At 63.0% G+C, this 18,176-nt stretch carries 10 protein-coding genes and 2 pseudogenes; 7 read left to right on the forward strand and 5 right to left on the reverse strand.

Annotation, left to right across the window (positions count from 1 at the left end):
• Positions 1–196: 196 nt before the first annotated feature.
• Positions 197–1,576, forward strand: a complete 1,380-nt coding sequence (locus ACFCXS_RS24310; protein WP_376645434.1) for a hypothetical protein — start codon at positions 197–199, stop codon at positions 1,574–1,576.
• Here the strand turns inward: ACFCXS_RS24310 and ACFCXS_RS24315 are convergent.
• The gene (locus ACFCXS_RS24315; RefSeq protein ID WP_376645435.1) at positions 1,573–2,475 is read right to left on the reverse strand and encodes a phosphotransferase enzyme family protein; all 903 of its coding nucleotides are present in this window, start codon (positions 2,473–2,475) and stop codon (positions 1,573–1,575) included. The two genes, ACFCXS_RS24310 and ACFCXS_RS24315, sit on opposite strands and share 4 nt — an antisense overlap.
• Positions 2,476–2,729: 254 nt before the next feature.
• Here ACFCXS_RS24315 and ACFCXS_RS24320 point away from each other — a divergent pair, with 254 nt between their 5' ends.
• Together ACFCXS_RS24320 and ACFCXS_RS24325 are read left to right on the forward strand one after the other, a co-directional pair.
• Positions 2,730–3,356, forward strand: a complete 627-nt coding sequence (locus ACFCXS_RS24320) for a hypothetical protein (protein WP_376645436.1) — start codon at positions 2,730–2,732, stop codon at positions 3,354–3,356.
• 153 nt (positions 3,357–3,509) lie between these two features.
• A pseudogene (locus ACFCXS_RS24325) lies at positions 3,510–4,009 on the forward strand (transposase); the annotation flags it as partial.
• Positions 4,010–4,067: 58 nt separating this feature from the next.
• On the opposite strand, the gene ACFCXS_RS24330 reads toward ACFCXS_RS24325, so the two are convergent.
• From ACFCXS_RS24330 to ACFCXS_RS24345, 4 genes and pseudogenes are all read right to left on the reverse strand, one after another.
• Positions 4,068–6,074, reverse strand: coding sequence for an ATP-binding protein (locus tag ACFCXS_RS24330; protein WP_376645437.1), 2,007 nt, complete (start codon positions 6,072–6,074; stop codon positions 4,068–4,070).
• Positions 6,071–7,141, reverse strand: a complete 1,071-nt coding sequence (locus ACFCXS_RS24335) for a DNA cytosine methyltransferase (protein ID WP_376645581.1) — start codon at positions 7,139–7,141, stop codon at positions 6,071–6,073. The genes ACFCXS_RS24330 and ACFCXS_RS24335 overlap by 4 nt, the downstream gene beginning before the upstream one ends.
• Positions 7,142–7,489: 348 nt before the next feature.
• Positions 7,490–7,546: pseudogene (locus ACFCXS_RS24340) on the reverse strand (hypothetical protein); the annotation flags it as partial.
• Between the two features lie 563 nt (positions 7,547–8,109).
• Positions 8,110–9,255, reverse strand: a complete 1,146-nt coding sequence (locus tag ACFCXS_RS24345) for a DNA cytosine methyltransferase (protein ID WP_376645438.1) — start codon at positions 9,253–9,255, stop codon at positions 8,110–8,112.
• A gap of 167 nt (positions 9,256–9,422) precedes the next feature.
• Between ACFCXS_RS24345 and ACFCXS_RS24350 the strand changes: the two genes are divergently transcribed.
• The 4 genes from ACFCXS_RS24350 (at position 9,423) to ACFCXS_RS24365 (ending at position 18,076) form a co-directional block, all read left to right on the forward strand.
• Positions 9,423–9,623, forward strand: a complete 201-nt coding sequence (locus ACFCXS_RS24350) for a hypothetical protein (RefSeq protein ID WP_376645439.1) — start codon at positions 9,423–9,425, stop codon at positions 9,621–9,623.
• 133 nt (positions 9,624–9,756) lie between these two features.
• A complete protein-coding gene (locus ACFCXS_RS24355) occupies positions 9,757–11,589 on the forward strand; it encodes a hypothetical protein (RefSeq protein WP_376645440.1) in 1,833 nt (610 codons plus the stop codon).
• Positions 11,589–13,040, forward strand: coding sequence for a hypothetical protein (locus ACFCXS_RS24360; protein WP_376645441.1), 1,452 nt, complete (start codon positions 11,589–11,591; stop codon positions 13,038–13,040). Before ACFCXS_RS24355 ends, ACFCXS_RS24360 begins: the two co-directional genes overlap by 1 nt.
• Complete coding sequence (locus tag ACFCXS_RS24365; protein WP_376645442.1) at positions 13,037–18,076, forward strand: FtsK/SpoIIIE domain-containing protein; 5,040 nt, start codon at positions 13,037–13,039, stop codon at positions 18,074–18,076. Before ACFCXS_RS24360 ends, ACFCXS_RS24365 begins: the two co-directional genes overlap by 4 nt.
• Positions 18,077–18,176 lie beyond the last annotated feature (100 nt).

An 18,176-nucleotide genomic window follows, 5' to 3' on the forward strand; every position in this document is an offset into this window, starting at 1 on the left:
GGCTGCCTCCACCTCGACAAGGCCGTGCGGATCTTGCGGCGATGACTCAACTGTCGCCATGCGGAGGCAACTTCGGGAGCGTGCACTTGGGGGTGCACTCGTGCACTCCTACGTGCAAACCTCCTGCACCCTGGCTGTGACCTGCGTAGAGTGACCGTGCGTCAAGCTGGCACTACGGCTGTTCTCTGGGGGTCCGATGACACAACGGAACGCCCGGCTGGCCGCGCTCATGCAGGAAGCCGACTTCTCGCACAAGTCGCTGGCCCGCGCGGTAGTCGTCGCAGCTGCATTAGCAGGCGAAGACATCACCTGCGATCACACGTACGTCACCCGCTGGCTCAAGAGCTCGATCCCGCGTGGGAACATGCCGCAGTTCATCGCTGACGCCATCGGACGCAAGCTGGGGCGCCGCCTCACCATCGACGACATCGGGATGGGCAACGCGGCGGTGTCCGCCGTGAAGCCCGAGCTGGGGCTCGACTTCGCGGACCGTCCTGAGGCCGCGGCCAAGACCGTGGCTGACCTGTGGCGCGCCGACCTTGCCGAGGCCGAGTCGTTGCTCCGGGCACAGTTGGACTCTGCAGCATGGAACACCGCTGCCCTGCGCTGGCTCGTCGCCCCGCCGGACGAAGTGCTGACGCGGGCAGGCGACCGGGCCATCGGCGCCGTGGACGTAGAAATGGTGCGCTCAACCGCCGACGCATTCAGCATGCTCGATGGGAAGTTCGGCGGTGGTCACGCCCGGCGCGCACTGATTCAGTACCTGCACACGGATGTCCGGCCGATGCTCGATGGGAAGTACTCCGACGCCGTAGGCAAGCAGCTGTACTCGGCTGTGGCCGAAGCACTCTTGCTCGCCGGATGGATGTCGTACGACAGCTGCCTGCACGGCATCGCTCAGCGGTACTTCATCCAAGCCCTTCGCATGACGCAGGCGGCTGGTGACAGACGCCTGGGCGGAAGCATCCTGTCCGCGATGAGCCATCAGGCCACTTTCACGGGCCGGTACCAGGACGCTGTGACTCTCGCCCGAGCCGCGTACACGAACCCGGCCGCAAGCCTGGGGCCGACGATGGCCGCGCAGTTCCGCGCGATGGAGGCGCGGGCTCTGGCTCGTCTTGGCGACGACCGAGGCTGTGACCTGGCCCTGGTGGAGGCAGAACGCCGACTCGGCCAAAGGACAGCCGACAGCGACCCGCCATACATCTCGTACTTCGACGAGGTGGAGCTGGCTGCCGAGATCGGCCACTGCTTCCGCGACCTCGGGCGCTCTGTCGAAGCCACGGAGCGGGGCGCAGGCTCCATTTTCGGCAACGGCATGAACACCCGCAGTGACTTCTTCGCGACGATGGTGCAGGCCGAGGCGTACATCAACCAAGGTGAGATCGGTCGCGGCTTCGAGATCGCCCTGAGCGCGCTGAGCCTCGGTGAGGGCCTGAAGTCGGCACGCTGTCTGCAGTACGTACGGGAGTTTCAGGGCCGCGTCACGGACGGCATGCGGCGGGCCGCGGAGTTCCGCGACTTCACGGAACGAGCTCGCGGCTTCCGCCTCTGGCTGCAAGCCGGAGTCGCCTAGAACGGCGCCCAAGCTCGCCGTGAGCCACCGGATCGCAGCGTCTCGACGCGCTTCTCGACTTCCTCGGCAGCGCGCGGATCCGTGCCGGCATTCTGCGAGAGCCAGGTGACCATCAGCAGTTCGCGGACGCTTCGGAGCACGGCGTACCCGGACCACTGCCGGACGTCGAAGCCGTAGCCGTCCGCGAAGTCGGCGTACTCGGCCTCCGTGTGCCAGCCGAAGCTGTCGTAGTACATGGCCGTCTGTATGAGGTCCCACTCACGGGGACCGGTTACGAAGCCGTCCAGGTCGATGACCTGCGGGTGGCCTTCCGCGTCTCGCAGGACATTGCCGACGTTGAAGTCACCGTGCAGATGCCCCGGCGGAAGCACGAACTCCAGCTCCTGGTACTCGGCCGCCAACTCCTTGGCGCGGCCGGCTAGATAGGCGCGAGTCTCCGCACGGATCTCAGCGCGCCCCAGACGCTGCCTGACCTTGTCGAAGGGACGGAGCTCGGGCAGGGGAAAATGCGGCGGTTCCAGACCATGGAGCCGCCTCAGGAGTTCACCCATCTCACGCGTGCTGGCGTATTTCTCGCCGTTGGCCAGCCCTTCCCAGAAGGTCACCGGATGCCCTTCGACGACGACAGGCTGTTCAGCCTCCGTGACGAGTCGCGCCGACGGGTAGTCCTCAGCTTCGAGCCATCGCGCCACAGCAACCTCTCGGCGCACCGACGGCAGGCGGTCAGCGTGCCGGCCGACTCGCGAAACGACTCGTCCGCCGTCGACGCGGAACACCGCGTGATCACCGAGCCGCACCATCTCGATCCCGTCGGGGTCCAAACCGGCCAGCTCGCAGGCTCTACGCAAGATGGTCTCTGCCGTTGCGGAGTCGAACGCGGTTCGTTCGTTCGTCGTCACGCCGTCTGACCTCCCTGTGTCACAGGCAGAACGAGTATGACCCGCGCCCACCATGGACCGTATCTGCGAAGCCCAGCGGACGCGTGCCCCCTGGCAGAACGAGCGATGCGTCCAGGACCTCGCTGATCGTCTCTGAACGGATGGTGCACGAAGGTCAGCGCCCTCCCCACGCCCAGTTCCGGCGGCAGGCGGGGAGGTGCGTGGCCGGAGGAAACCGATCGTGGAAGGCGCGTTGCTGCTGGCACCCTGGCGCCATGCTGTTCAAGCTCACCGGGTCAAGCTGCTCAGGCAAGACGACCCTCGCCCTCGCGGCGGCCGGTCGGCTCGGGAGGATCGCCGTGCACGACGTCGATGAGATCGGTGTACCGGAGGGCGCCGACCAGCGCTGGCGCCATCGCATGACCGAGATGTGGGTGCGACACGCGTTGGACTACCAGGAACGCGGCATCGACCTTCTGCTCAGCGCGCAGTCCCCCTTGGGCGAATTGCTGGCCGCGCCCTCCGCTCCGCTACTGGATGGCATCGCCGTGTGCCTGGTCGATGTCGCTGACCCGGTTCGACGCGCTCGCCTCGCCGAGCGTGCCCCCGGACGATGGGACACCCAGGCGATGGACGCGTACATCGGCTGGGCTGCTTGGCACCGCAAGCACGCCCTCGACCCGTCTCACCGGCCCGATGTGATCACCGACAACGGCTGGCCCGAGATGGTCTGGCGCTGGACCGGTTGGAGTGCTGGTGATCCCCGATGGCGCACGCAGGTGCTCGATACGACGGACCGGATAGTCACAGACTCTGTGGATCAGGTCGAGCAGTGGATCACCGAGCAGCGCGAGGCACACCAGGCCGGCCGCCTCCCCCTCAGCCACGGCTGGGCTTCATGATCCGCCCGATCTGTTCGGTACAGTGATCCTTTACCCCGGAGGACAGAGCGCCCGCCACGGCGGCTCGGCCGCGTGGTTAGCTCCTTCACGAACGCGGCCAAGGAACGGCCGCTGGTGAAAAGTCTTGTCCCTCAACCGTCTGCTGAGGCCGCGTTGGGCATCCTGTACCACGTTCGCCACCAGTTCTGCGGCTGTCTTTACAGCCGTGCGGATGCGCTTCTTCGAAGTCACCGACGCGATGCTGTTTGCCGATGGTCCGGTGACGTCGCCCGGTTGAGCTGGCCCTCACGGCCGAGCACCGGCGCGGGCACGGGGCGATGTACGACGCGGTCAATCACGGCCGGCCGGAGCCGCGCCGCCTGTGCAACCTGCTGGCCTCCACTCCGTTGCCGAGGGCGGCCGACGGGCGGACCGTCCTCACGGTGGACGTGAACAACTGGCTGCGGCCCGACGCGTCGACCAGCCCGGAGTTGCTGTTCTTCCACGTCTACGGGCAGGGCCGCAGCGCCGATCAGTTCATCCCCGGCTGGCCCTACTCCTTCGTCGCCGCCCTGGAGGCAGGACGCAACTCACGGACCGCCGCGCTGGACGCCGTCCGGCTCGGGCCGGCCGACGACGCCACAGCGATCACCGCCGCCCAACTCCGCGGCGTCTTCAAAACAGCTCCAGGCCAAAGTCGTTCCGCCGACCTAGCTGCCACAGCTTCCTCAGTCAGTCTTCGCCATCAAGTACTCGCAGAATGGCGTCCAGCTTAGTGGTATCCGATTTCTTGTCGCGGTAATCCTTGTACCTCTTCTGAGCTGTGGCGAGCAACTCGTCATAGTACAGAACTCGCCCGTTGATGTGTTCGAGCTGCCGGGCGATAACATCGGCCAGAGCCCTATCCCCTAGGTAACCAGCATCAGGCTCCTGCCCCAAGATGAAAACCAGCGAGATGTTCTTTACTGGCTCGCCTCTCTTTCGAATTACCTCTGACAGAGCCTCGTGATACTTAGCTCCTTGTTCTCGCAGCTCATCCACTGTGGTCTTCCGGCCGTACTTCTTCAACTCCACGATCATGTGCACGCCAGCGGCAGTGCGATATTGGATGTCAATACGGCCTTGCTTTTGATTCTCCTCTTCCGATTTGCCGAAAAGAAGCCCCTTCCTGATTCTGGACAAGCTGATTTCCATGTCGGCGTCTCCTGTTGCGCCCTCCCAAGAGGGATCCAGAAGCCACATGTTTTCGAAGAGATGCTTCTGCAGCACCTTCTCCAACTCGTCCTTGTTGATCATATGTTCTAGCTTCTCGATGGCCTCCAATCGGGATCGCAAAATCTGTACGTACAGTGCATCCTCATAGGAACGTGCGTTGGCAAGCAACGGCAGGATGTCAACGGCATAAAGACCGTCTGCAAATTTCTCAAGCTCTTGAGTGGTGGCATCGAGAGCCATTCTTTCGAACGCAAGGATGCTGGACTTATAGAGTTGCGGCCGCTGCTCCTCGTCGTCCAGCTGTAGAGCCGCGACGGTGCTGATCAGCTTTTGAGCAGCCGTTCGCTGGGAGTCCGGCCGGTCTTCGACCCACTCACGGACTACCGGGTAACGGTCGGTCAGCTCGATGAACTTCTGCTTCGGCCGCTCGTCCGACCACTGTTGCGCGGCAGAGTTGAAGCATTCCCGGAGCTTCGCTACAAGAAGCTTGACCCGCTCGTCGTCCTCAATCAGCCTCTGGCGGTCACTCGTTGCGATGTCATCAGACCCGTCGTCGAGATCAAGAAATTCGGCACGAATCTGCCCGGTTACATAGCTGCCGAAAATCTTGTTGAAGTCAAGCTGATCGAGGATACCTTCCTGAATCGGACGCCGACGGGCGAGAATTATGATATTCCGCAGGGACTCCTGAGTATCTTCAGGGTCGTTCAGCTCGTCCGGCTTGCGAACGGTTCCGAACCACCCTTCAAGCTGCCAGCCACGCGTAGAATCGACAGCATTGTCGGCGATCACCCACCGCCGCTTGGCGTTGGGAGTGTCGCTGGCAGCGATCTCGTCAATCCCGAGCTGCCAGATGTACTCCAGACGCTTGAGGTCTTCGCGGTCTTCGTAGGTGACCGGACGGCCGTCGATCTCGATCACAAACCGTGCTGGATCGTCATCCGCGTAACCGAGAACATCGAATCGACGCGCTATCCTGCGCCGTAAAGCAGTGACAGAGACTCCGGTACGCTTGCGGTTCAGTTCCCGTAGCACGATCCGCGTCCCTTCGGTCGGAAAGTCCTCAGGAATTTCAACGGGAGTCGGGTGATATCGCTTCTTCTCGGCAATACTTTGCTTAAGCTCGTTGAGCTTGATGCGGAATCCGTTACGTTCGCCGCCTTTGGCGGAGTAGACTTCAACCTCTCCCGCCAGAGAAAACACAGATAGCTTACCGATCCCCTTTCGGCCCATGAATGGCCGATTATGCCTCGGTGAAATCTTACCCTCTCTGTCTCGCTTCTTATAGGCGACGGTGAGGTAGCGCTCGTTCAGCTCCTCCCGAGTCATTCCGACGCCATCATCCTCAATCGTTATCTTATCTCCGTTGTCACCCCACTCAATGCTGACTTTGTTAGCGTCTGCATCCCAGGCATTGGCGACCAGCTCTGAAAGAACAGCTGCCGCGTTGCTGTACAAATTGATTCCGAGTGATTCGACTACGGCCAAGTCAACACTGAATGTAAACGGTTCAGCCACGCTCATGACGACAGCTCCTTAGAGACAGTGTCAGCCTTTTCGACGATGACCTTCCCGACTGCCCGACCAAACGCCGGCGGTACAGCGTTGCCGATCAGCCGGCCTACTGCCTGCATTGAAGGCCGCTCCCCCTCGGGCACGAATTTGTAACCGCGAGGGAACCCTTGCAACATTGCCGCTTCTCTCAAAGTCAGGCTCCGGTCCTGTTCTGGGTGACCGAATCGTCCCGTACCGAAGTTGAAGGACTGGGTCGTTATCGTGGGCGAGGGCGCATCCCAAACCATGCGTCCATAGAATGCCTGGAAACTAGACCCACTATTCTTTCTGTGGCAAGGCGCCAGAAGCTCATCCGGCCAGTCGCGCCAGGTGCCTCCAGGCTGAGAAGCGCGCATCCTTGCCAGATTCAAAGGCGATAGGCGTCGAGCCGTGTGCAAAGGATCCAGAGGATCCCCCTCGCCATGCTGAAGAGCAGGGAGCTTCGCAATCGTCTGCCGTACTGTTTTATATTTGGTCTTGGGTGTGCTTCCAACAGGCAAACGCACAACCCCCACTTTCGACGCAATCAGAACCAGGCGACGCCGCTCTTGGGGAAGACCGAAATCTGGACCGTAGAGACTTCCGAAATCTACGGCATATCCTCGGCTACGGAGGTTGCTGACAAAGTTTTGGAATACCGCCATCCTCCCCAGTCGAGGTACGTTCTCCATGGTCACGAAGTCTGGCAGAGTTTCATCTACGAGGCGAGAGAACTGCGTCAAGAGATCCCAGTTCTCCTCCGAACTCGTGTCCGCCCCCCGTCGGTGACTCGAAAAGGGCTGACAAGGCGCACAGCCAGCGAGCAGCCTGAACGCGCTCTTGTCCTTCCACAGGGCCTGAAGGTGCTCGCCGGTGATTCGACTGACGTCCCCTTGGACGAATTTGGAACGAATGTTCCGCTTGAACGGGTAGGCACACGCCGGATCCAAGTCGACCCCCGCCGCCACCTTCACGCCGGCTTGCTTCAGACCAAGCGACAGCCCACCTGCACCGCAAAACAAGTCAATGGCTGAAACTAGAGGCTCTGATGCAGACATGTACCGTACGGTAGCCCGATCACCCCTGAGTCGTCGACGGCTGTGGATAACGAAGATGACGCAGGGCACCGCAGAGCACAGGTGCCCCGGTCCGCAGCCCTGCGGCTGTGGCGGCCCATTGCACTCAGGCTGACTTGCGAGCGTTCGGCAGTTCAAGCTCCTCATGGTGACGCCACAGAAGGTGGCGATCGACACGACGTAGCCGGTGGGCGGCGTCATCGAGAAGCCGGCTTCGTCTTCGAAGCACAGCCAGGCCCCGAGCGCCGCCACCGTGTTCCACCTGGGCCAGCTCTCCTTCACCCAGCCGGTGACGTCTTCCTCGTTACGCTCGGTCGCGCGCCGGGCTGGGGCATGATGGCTGAAGCCGTGCCGGTGCAGCATTTGAGCGATGGCCGACAGCGTCATGCTCTTGTGGAAACGGCGCCCGATCAGGGGTCTTGATCCGCGCCAGTGTCCAGGGCTTGTTCGGCCAGCCGTGCGCCACCGGCCCCCTAGCCAACTCCTGCTTGAGCACCCCGAACAGTGCCTCACTCAGCTTGGGCCTGGACACCTGCCCCTTCAACTCCAGGCCGACGTTCCGCTGTGCTCCCAAGCCTGGCGCCACCGCTATGCAGACCGCACGCTGACACGTAACTCCTTGGCGGTGGCGGCATTGTCGTGTCCCCGGGCGAATGACTCGGCCGCCTGCATCCAGATGCGCTCGCGAAACGCCCGTCGCTCCGCGGTCAGCCTGCCCCCCTTGCGGATACCTCATGTCACCGGCCTACTGAGACAACCACAGCTTGTCGACCCGCGACATCACGCCAGCAAGGTTAGTAATTCGTAACAGCGGCACAAGGAGCAGCCGAGGGAGGCTAACCAAGTGCACAACTGGGAGAGGCCACGCCAACCTGGTGAGGGAACTAGTACTCCAGGGGGCGATTCGCCTACCTCAAATGCCCTCGGACGGAACCGGCCCCCTTGCAGGCTCAGCAGGCGAGGTCCACAGCAGAGGCTGCGTAGTCGTCCTCAAGCAATTGGGGAGCCTCGTCCTTCGCCTGCAGAACGTCAGCGTCGAAGAGCTTGGAGGTCAGCGCCTCGGTTAGAGGCGGAGGCACGGCGTTGCCGATGATGAGCTGAACCTCGGTGCGAGTCAGCTCGTAGCGAGGCTTGGCCCTCTCATCGACGAACTTGAAATAGTCCGGAAAGCCCTGGATACGCGCGGCCTCGTGGGCGGTCAGACATCGGGGGACACCAGGATGGACAAACCGTCCGCGACCCATCGTCGCGAAACCGCTGGTAATGGTCTGAGACGGACGGTCCCACCACAAGCGGCCATACATTGAGGTGTAATTGTGCTCGCCCTGGTGACACTCGGGTCGCTCTTCGTTCGGCAGATTATGCTCGTCGTTCTCAAAGAGATACTTCATACGCCGCTGGTTATCCGCGTTGGGTACGGCAGCTTCATCGAAGAATGACTTCGGTCGAATGTCGAGCAGGTCGCCGATGGCCCAACGCAGGTCATGGGGTGCAGCATGGTGGTCTTCGATCTGCAGCAGGTCAGCAGCCGAAAAGCCAAAAGGCAGCGCATCTTTGTGGACGGCCAGCAGTATGTGGCGCTTGCGTGTCTGGGCGACCCCGAGCTTGAGTAGGTCGATACGACTGGTGGCGACATCGTATCCGAGCTTCTTGAGGTGAACGATGGCGCGGGAGACCACCTGCTGCTTGTCATTGACAACGGCCAGTACGTTCTCAATGACGACTACACTGGGGCGCAGAACCTCTGCGGCGCGAGCCATACGCAGGTACAACCGGTTCTTGGGGTCGTCGCGGCGAGTGTGGTTGTTGAGGTTACTGTGCCCCTGACACGGCGGCCCGCCGATTAGGAGCTCCACCTCACCCACCGTCGAGAGAGTCTCGGACTCCTGAGCGGTCAACGGGGCGCCAAGGTCACCGTCGAAGTAGGATTCGACGGCTCCCTGTTGGACGTTGGCCTTGGGAAAGTTAGCTTTGAACACCTTCGTGGGAGCTGCCTCAAAGTCAACCGCGAGACGAACATCGAGCGAGACGTCATGCTTGCGGGCTGCCTGGGCAATACCGAGGGTGAGGCCACCGCAGCCGGCGAAGAGGTCCACGACTCGCAGGGAGCCGACACCTTCCTCAAACTTCGGCCGCCGCTTGGCCCGCAAGGGGTGCCGCTCACCCACGTGTGCCCCCCATGTGCGCTTGCTTGTAGAACCGGCGGAACGAGGGGTCATCGTACTCGATCAAGGGTGAGGGCGCGCGGTAGACCGATACCTAAGTGTGGCCTGACCTGCCGATCACGACGGTTCTACGCCTCGCCTTCCGGCATCACGGGCCCCTGAACGAGCTCATCAACGGCCATGAGCTGCAGCGCTGTTGCTGCCACGGCGTCGACAAGGCCGACGTCCCCCACTCCCTCAACGCGATCGCAGTCAACATCGAGCGCCGCAGCACCAAGCGCGATGATCTTGGATTCTAAGGTGCGCGACACAGGAACGCGCTGGCGAACCAGGCGTACTTCGGCGCCCTGACGTGGAATTTGATCTACCGTCAGGAGTGCTGGCAGCTAAAATTCTGCAGCGCTCCCGGCCCGGTCGACGAAGGACAGCAGCATGCCGCTAGAGGTCAACAAACACGTCCAACGGATACGTCGTTACCAGCCGTTCGACGCCGACACCTCTGAGATGATCTACGAGCTGCAGGCAGACTGGACGCAGTCGCTGTTCCCCGTCGTGACGCTGAAATACCTGCTGGACGCAATTGAACGGCCAACCACGAAGACCATCGTCCTCACCGGGGACGCCGGGCATGGCAAGACGAGCCTGTGCGCCAGCCTTCTGGCCGAGCTGCGGGTCAATGCCGAGCCGATCACACCAGACGTCCGGAAGGCAGTATTCCTTGAGCTGTCCGGGGCCGGAGATGCCCGCCGCTCTATCGGCCGGACCCGTAGCGGACGCCCGCTGTACATCCTCAGCGATCTCAGCGAGCTCAGCCCGCAGGCGGGCGCTCACAAGCTCGTGGAACTTCTTGACCCTCCGGACGAGGGCATCGCGATCATCTGCGCAAACGAGGGCCAACTGCGCAAGTGCGTCGCCGAGGATGACAACCTGGGCAAAGGCGGCACCGGGCGCGCCAAGATTCTGGTGAAGACCCTCACGGAAGGCATAGTCCGGGGGCAGGTCACCGACCCCGATGGCACAGTCACTGTTATCAACCTCAACTACCAGTCTGTAGCCGCCGACAACCCCAACGGCGGGCTCGTCCCTTGGGTCCTGAAGCAGTGGACGACGAACCAATGGAGGAGCTGGAAGCCCTGCGAGACCTGTGATGCACGGAAGGTCTGCCCAATCCTGGCCAACCGCAACGAGCTAAGCGATCCCGCCCGCGGAACTCAGCGCCGGGACGCAATCCGGGACGTGTTCGCCGCGGCCGAGCGCACTGGGGCCGTAGTCACGACCCGTCAGGCGCTGTCGGTGACCAGCTACATGCTCACCGGCGGCCTGTCCTGCGAGAATGTCCATGCCAAGTACCAGCGGTCACACTCGAACAAGTTGTGGCAGGCTCCCCACTTGTACCACCAGGCGCTCTTCGGGGACCGGCTGACCCAGCAACAGCGCCACCTGGTTCCTGCCTTCTTCGCGCTACGAAAGCTGGACCCGGGCAAGGTCTCCCGTCGTCAGGTCGACGACCGACTGGACCCAGAAACGGCTGGCGACTTCCCTCCCGCGGACGCCAGTAGCTACCTGCAGAAGGTCCGTACGAATCGGGACGTCCAGAAGCAGGCCGAGCAGTTGCGGGGCTTGTACACGTTCCTGCGACGAGCTGACTTCTTCAACAGCGATGACGATACGGACCGGTTCGCCCGCATGGGACTGCAGGCCGGCGACGACTTCGTCCGTGTCCAGGACGAGAACCGGGACCCGGCAGACACCAGGGTGCGGGACCGCTTCCTCAAGGGCCTGGAGGCCGTCCAGGGCATCCACCGGGCGGGGAGCAACCCTGACTTCTTCATACTTGACCCCGCCTTCTTCACCCACCGCGCCCGTGCGGCCGTAATCTCCCGGCGAGTGCCCAGCAAGGGGGTCGAGGTCGTCGACCAGGTCACCCAGTGGCAAAGGGAAGCCGGCGCGGGCGCAGCCCCCGAGATGCAGAACGCCGTCGAGTGGCTCAACCGAGCCATCTACATCCGCATCCCGGCCGTCGCACCTGACCAGGACGCAGTCTCGGTGGAGGCGGACCTTCTGCGCTTCGAGTTGCTGACGCGGTGGGCCGCGGGCCTGCGTAGCGAGGTCCAGCACGAGGCGGAGATCCGCGGCCTGAGTGGATCCCTGGCAGAGCTGGCTGACTCGTCGAACAAGGAGGACGAGATCCAGGTGCTGGTGGGCGACGTCATGAGGAAGCTCATGATCGACGTCGGCGACAAGATCAGGTCGGTGCGTGCGTGATGGCTGATCGTTCCAAGGCCGAGGTTGTCCTTCGCCTCTTCGGGGTGAATCTCGAACAGCAGGGCCGCGGTTTCTACGTCCCGCTTGAGATGCTCGCGATCGCCCGTGGCGTCTACCTGGCGCATCAGGAAGACCCGGAGAAGTTCCCAGGGCTCCTGGACAACGGAGCCGACACGGCTTACAAGAGGACCTCGCACGACCTGGCCCGGCGGATCGCGACCAAGGCCCGCATCGTCGAGGGCGACGAGGAACTCAGCAAGGCCGTCGAGCTGGACTCTCCCGAGACGATGGAAACGCTCCACGCCCTCTTCTCGTCCCTGTTGGTTGAGATCCCTGGACGTCGTAGCCAGCCCAGTTGGTTCGGCGCGCACATCTATCCGTTCGTTGGTGAGCTCATCCACTACGACGCAGTCGAACGACGAATCAAGCAAATCGACGCATCCCCCAAGAGGAGCGCCAAGAAGCGCAAGCAGGCCAGCAAGGTCGCTGCCGGCATCAACGCTCCGAGTATCGAGCGCTACCTCTTCCGCGATGGTGGGAGTTGGGCCTACAAAGTCCTACGCACCGACCCTGATACTGACCGCAAGGAAGCGACCCGACAGGGCCTGCGCGACCTCGTGCAGGACAGCGGCACCCCGCTGGGCAACCTTGCCAAGGCGCTCAGCGCGCACGACTTCGACTACGACGAAGCGCCCGTGGAGGGCTCAGACGCAGGAATCAAGCTGCACGAGGATCTAAGCCCGTGGCCTGATCTGCTGAGGGAAGGGACCCGCAACATCGTCTCTCGGATCGCGACGGTCCCCAGGGCCAAGCGCACCGAGAGCCTCATGCACTGGGTCCCCTACTGCTTGGCACGCCACCAGCTGCACCTCGCACGCACGAAGCTCGGTGCTACCAATCGCGAGTCGATCCTGCTGGACTTCGGCAACGAGGCAACTCCGCTGCGCAGAGAGTCGCAGAAGAACCTCACGGGCTTCCGCAATGACATCGTCAACGCGATCAACGTCCAGGCTCGGGAAATGATCGACGAACTCGAAGCCGAAGGCGACGAGGCCAGGAAGCGCCGGTACGAAAGATTCACCAAGGAGGCCGGCAACGCGGTCGGCTCGCCTCGAGCGTTCTTCAGCGAGACCCTCGCTGCTGTGGGAGCCCTGAACGCGACGGTTGGGCGCCGGCACTTCACCATGAAGCCGCCGATGCTTGAGGGCTTGGTATCTGCCACCGTCCCGCAGGGCACGGAGATGGAGTTCGACCAGTTCTGCGCGCTGCTGTACGAGAAGTACGGGCTCGTAGCGGAGAACAAGGTCGCAGCTGCGAGCCCGTTGGCCTATGAGGTCGACCCATCGGTCCTTGACCACAACGGCAAGGCGTTCCGGGAGAAGCTGGCCGCTATCGGTCTACTCACTCAATATTCAGATGCAACCAGCATGGTTCGAGGGGAGCCCCGGTGACCGACAGCAGCATCCGAGCGCTCGGTCGGTTCGTCGCCGACGAAGCACTCCGCAAGGTCACTGAGATCAATGGAGCCCGTGCCGTCCTGCGAGTCAGCGGGTTCGACCGGCCGACCGTGGCCGAGGCTCTCCGTCGCACGGCCCAGAGGCTGTCGGAGTCGCCCGATCGTCAGGTTGTCGTCAAGGTCGGCACCTCAGAGCCAATCGAAGGCGTACCTGTTGAATACCTGCTGGAACCGCAAGACCAGCTGACCAAGTGGCGAAATTCGGGACAGGGCAAGGCGGTCTTGCTCTTCGAGTGGGGGCAGTCTCCGGACGCACAGGGGCTGGCGGCCATGAACGCCCTCGACGATGCCACGATCCTGGGCGACTACCACGACGCCTCTGGCGAGCGCGGGTTCGACAGGTTCATGGCAGAAGCATGGCGCGAGGCGGGTGGCAGCGGCACCGTTCCGGCCCTGATGGTCACCTTTCTGCCGGAGATCTGGCGTGCCATCACCGATGAGGAGCCCCGGTCCCTGCACCGCTGGGCGGCCTTCCTTGTCGAGACCGCGCAGAAGGTCGCAGCAACTCAGGTCCACACCCCTGACGTGGTCTACCCCGAGATCTCTGCTGCCCTGCCCACTCTTGACCTGTTCCCGGACCGAGGACTCTTCATCAAGCCCGCCGCGCTGCCGGCCCGGATCAAGAAGAACGTCTCGGTCAGTGCCTTCAAGCAACCCACAGGCAAGGAGATCACCGAGGACGACCTGATAGACCGCATCACCGCCACCGAGTTCAGCGAGGAGTCCCTGGACCACATCGGCACGGACTCCGAGACTGCCAAGACGCGTATGCGCAGCCTCGTACTCAACCTCAATCGCAGTGGCTCTACCCCGCAGGATTCTCGTCAGCTGCGCCGCGAGCAGGACCTGACCCTCTGGCTTGAAGTCTTCGAGCAGAAGTCCAAGAAAATTGGCCTAGGCCAGCAGGTCCGGCAGGAGATCGAGAGGACCGGCGCAGATCGGGTCGACGAGTTCGACGCCATGATGATCGAAGATGCGCTCGACCGCGGAGACCAGGAAGCCGCACAGCGATTCCTTGACGAGACTCCCGTCGGTGGGGCCGAGCCGTTGGCCGATCTGCTGTCGAAACGCTCGCGCCGCAAAGTCGAGAAGCTTGCCTTCCCGGACTCTCAGTTCGTCCAGGACCCACTGCGTGCCCTGCTGCGCGAGCTGACCTACTTCTCCGATGAAGAGGAAGGCTCCGTCGTCGTCGGGCTTGAAGGCAACCAGGAAGCCGGGCGGTGGAGCCGTTGGCTGTTCGCATTCCTTTACGCACGCACCCTGCGTGATGTCCAGGACTCCACCGGTCTTCGTCTGACCCTGGAGGTCAAGGACTGCCTGCTGGACCTGACCATGCCGCCCCTGCCGGAGGAGGACGAGCCGTTTGACCCGAACACCGAGTGGGCCCCGCTGCGCATCCTGGTCGAGATGGACGGCGCCACCCAGCGACGCTTTCGCTGGGACCCCCTGGGCATCCCGGGGCAGATCGCACTGGCGGGCCTGATCCACGGCTGGCGAAACCCCCCTGGCTATGCCAGCAATCTGACCTTCGACACCTTCCTCGAGAAGTTCAATGACCCCCGGCAGTGGCAGACCGACGAGCCGGTGCCTGTTCCCGCATCACATTTCGCCGGTCAGCTGGAGCGCCTCAAGCTGGAGCACTTCGAGCGGTTCTCCGACGGGCTTGACGCCGGGAAGATCAATGATTACGTACGCGAGTGGGAAGGCGTACTCCGCGAAGCTCGCACCACTCTGGTTCCCGACAACGCTCCGAACCCAGACCTTGAAGCCGTCGTCCTGACCGATGTCGTCGGTCTGGCCGATCACCGCATGATGATGCTGGCCACCCACCCGCTGAAGCTGCGCTGGCTGGCAAGGAACTACGCGGAGGCGGCCAGCAGCATCGAGACCGCCCTGAACAGGGAGGGAGGTCTGAGCCTCAACCAGGAAAACGAGGACCTCTTCTTCGACGCCATCGACCGAATCTCCCCACATGGGACACCGGCGGTCCTCGTCGGGCCCGGCGGCACGATCGCCATTCCGATGCGCGAATCGGCCGGGCACGAGGAGTACGCGCCGGTCCGCTACGGCGGAAACGAGTCCAAGGACTGGCTCTCCAGCGTCGACGAGACCGCGATCGACGAGATGGTCCGCGTCATCACCGACTACCTGACGACCTACCCCCACAAGCTTGACGGCCTACGCGTACTGCTCCTGGACCGCAACGGCGACCCTGTCCTGCCGATGCGCGTGGCCAAGCAGATGCGTGCCAAGAACCCTCGCCTGAAAGTCGATCTGGTTGTGCTGGCTCCCCAGGCCACCCATCACGAGATCATCCAGGGTTTCGACCTGCAGTTCTCCGGTGCGGAGATGTCCGAGGACAGCTTCCTGCCCGACGTCCAACTCATCCTGCAGGCATGGGAGCCCGACCAGGAAGCAGACCTGTCAGGGCTAGAAGACTCCATCGACCTCGCCCTGGCTCCGGCACTGTTCGGTACCCAGACCAGCATCAAGGAGAGCACCAAGAAGGAGTCCTTGTCGGGCTCCTTCAACCCTTGGAAGCACCCAGCTTCACACAACCTGGCTCAGACCAGCGAGAACGTCGTGCGAGCGCTGTTGCCCGAGACCGCCGACGAGACTCTTGAGTCCTGGTCAACCTTGTGCGTGCGCTACGACCGCCGTTCCCCGGTCTCCCGGGAGAGTGTCGACGGCATCGACTACTTCGAGATGCAGGTGCAGTTTGACCAGCACCAAAACTTGTTCGCCACTTTGCATCGCGTGGCCCATTGGGTCGTCACCCTCGACAGCTTCATCGGCCGTGAGCAGATCGATGCCCTGCGCAACCGCCCTGACGTCATCCTCGTCAAGCCCAGTGTCGGCAAGAACGAGTCCTACACTCTCATCGTCAGCTCGCAGACCGGTCGGCAGTTCGTCGTCCAGCGACTGCGGCGCCGCCTGGAGCAGATCGGCGTCGTCACCCCGCAGGACTCCGAAGGCACCGCTAAGCGAATCTACGAGGTCGGCCGCAACGTGGCCCCTGGCGCCGTGCTGCGCTCCCTCGGCATCGGCACCACGGTCAACGAAGTCGTGGGCCTGGTCGCGACGCGATTTGTCATCGATCAGCAGTTTCCCGTCTCTCGACAGGGTACGAGCCTGGTCACCTGGATCAGCTTCGACGAGCACCACCGCTGGTTCGGTCGCGGACAGAAAACCCGTGCCGATCTGGGCCGGTTCGTGCTGACCATCCAGGACGACGGCACAGTTCGCCTGGATGTCCTGGTCGCTGAGTCCAAGTTTCGCCAGACCTTCGACGTCGGTTCGGCTGAGGAACAGCTCAACCGCACCACCGACCTGTGTGAGGATGCCTTCCGTTCGGACGGCGAGGCTCGCCACGACCGTCCCTTCTGGCTGGACGAGCTTGCCGCCGCAATCGCCCAGACCAGTGGAAACGCCCTGCAGGCCGCAGACCTTCCAGCTCGCACCTTGATCGGTAATGACGACCACCGTCAGGTCGAGGCGAAGGTCCTTGACGCCCTCCGCTCCGAGGATGTCCAGCTCGGTCAAGTTACCGGCGTTGCCGTGGCCATCTCAGCCGAGGACGACCAGCCGGCACCCGCGGTCGGAAGCCTCGGCAAGCACACCCTGGTGAGGCTGCACAAGCAGGAATTGCTGAACCTCATCAAGGCTCTGCGCGCCAATCAGGACCCCACCAGTGCCGACCCCCTTGTTGTCTCCGGACACCTCAGTGGGACCGTTCAGGTCCCCGACGATGTCGTCAAGACCTCCTCAGTGGGTATTCCCGTCGAACTGCCTACCCCGGAAGAACCGACGGCACCTGTCGAGGTTGCCCGGGTAGCCTCCCCAATATCCCTGCCGGAACCGGTAGTTGGGCGTCGCCCTGCCGCAGAGGTAGATCCTGTCCCCCTGAAGATTCACCGCGGTGGGCTCTCCGACGAGGAGCTGAGGCTTCGATACAACAAGGTCGTTGACGTCTTCGCCCGCCACAAGGTCGCGGTCACCGCTCCGGAAGTCGGCAAGTGGCAGGAAGGACCCGGCTTCTACATCTTCCGGTTCATCCCCAGTCCTGGCGTCACCGTGGATAAGCTGACCAACCGACGCGACGAGATTTTCCTGGCCCTGGCATTGCCCTCCGGGTTCAGCATTCGCACCCGTAGCGACCGCGGCTCCGTGCTCTTCGAGATCCCCAAGATCGACGACGAGAAGTACGGGGTCGACGCCAAGGCGCTGTGGCAGCGATGCCCGGCCGATCCTGAGAGCCTTATCGCCCCGCTGGGCACCGACATCGAAGGCAACCCCGTCACCATTGACCTGTCCTCCGCAGACTCCCCGCACTTGCTGGTGGCCGGCACTACTGGATCAGGAAAGTCCGTCGCCCTGGACACGATCCTCAAGGGCCTGGTCCGGTACGACAAGAGCACCCTGCGACTCCGCCTCGTCGATCCCAAGGGCACCGAGCTTGTCGACTTCGAGGACGACCCTCACCTTGACGGCATGATCGGTATGGACGCCGCCGACGCCATCGAGATCCTTGAGGAAACCGTCGACGAGATGGCCGTGCGCTACAAGGACATGAAGGCGATCCGCACACGCAAGCTCGTCGAGTACAACGCCAAGGTCGACAAAGCAGACCGAAAGCCCTGGATCGTCATCGTCCTGGACGAGTACGCCGACCTCACCAGCGATCCCGAAGATAAGAAGCAAATCGAAGCGTTGCTCAAGCGCCTGACGCAGAAGGCCCGCGCTGCGGGCATCCACGTCATCGCAGCCACACAGCGACCGAGTGCGGACGTTATCTCGACGACTATCCGCTCAAACTTCCCTGCCCAACTCGCCCTGCGGGTCAAGACGGCGACCGACAGCCGCATCATTCTGGACGAGACCGGAGCCGAAGCTCTGGCCGGACAGGGCGACGCCTTCCTGCACACGGCCAAGGGCACCATACGACTGCAGGTGGCCTACGACGGAAGCTGACCAGGCCCCGCCTTGCTTGATCAACTCCATCTCGCAGGGGGCCAAGAAGGCCACCAGCGGCACGAGCTCTTCTCGCTGAACCCGGCGAAGATCAGATGGC

The organism is Streptomyces sp. NPDC056373 (assembly GCF_042262425.1).
GTDB lineage: Bacteria > Actinomycetota > Actinomycetes > Streptomycetales > Streptomycetaceae > Streptomyces.

Bases quoted from the DNA above. Each gene is read 5' to 3' on its own strand.
- ACFCXS_RS24310 (WP_376645434.1), top strand. From the start codon at position 197: ATGACACAACGGAACGCCCGGCTGGCCGCGCTCATGCAGGAAGCCGAC.
- ACFCXS_RS24320 (WP_376645436.1), top strand. From the start codon at position 2,730: ATGCTGTTCAAGCTCACCGGGTCAAGCTGCTCAGGCAAGACGACCCTC.
- ACFCXS_RS24330 (WP_376645437.1), bottom strand. From the start codon at position 6,074: ATGAGCGTGGCTGAACCGTTTACATTCAGTGTTGACTTGGCCGTAGTC.
- ACFCXS_RS24335 (WP_376645581.1), bottom strand. From the start codon at position 7,141: ATGTCTGCATCAGAGCCTCTAGTTTCAGCCATTGACTTGTTTTGCGGT.
- ACFCXS_RS24355 (WP_376645440.1), top strand. From the start codon at position 9,757: ATGCCGCTAGAGGTCAACAAACACGTCCAACGGATACGTCGTTACCAG.
- ACFCXS_RS24360 (WP_376645441.1), top strand. From the start codon at position 11,589: ATGGCTGATCGTTCCAAGGCCGAGGTTGTCCTTCGCCTCTTCGGGGTG.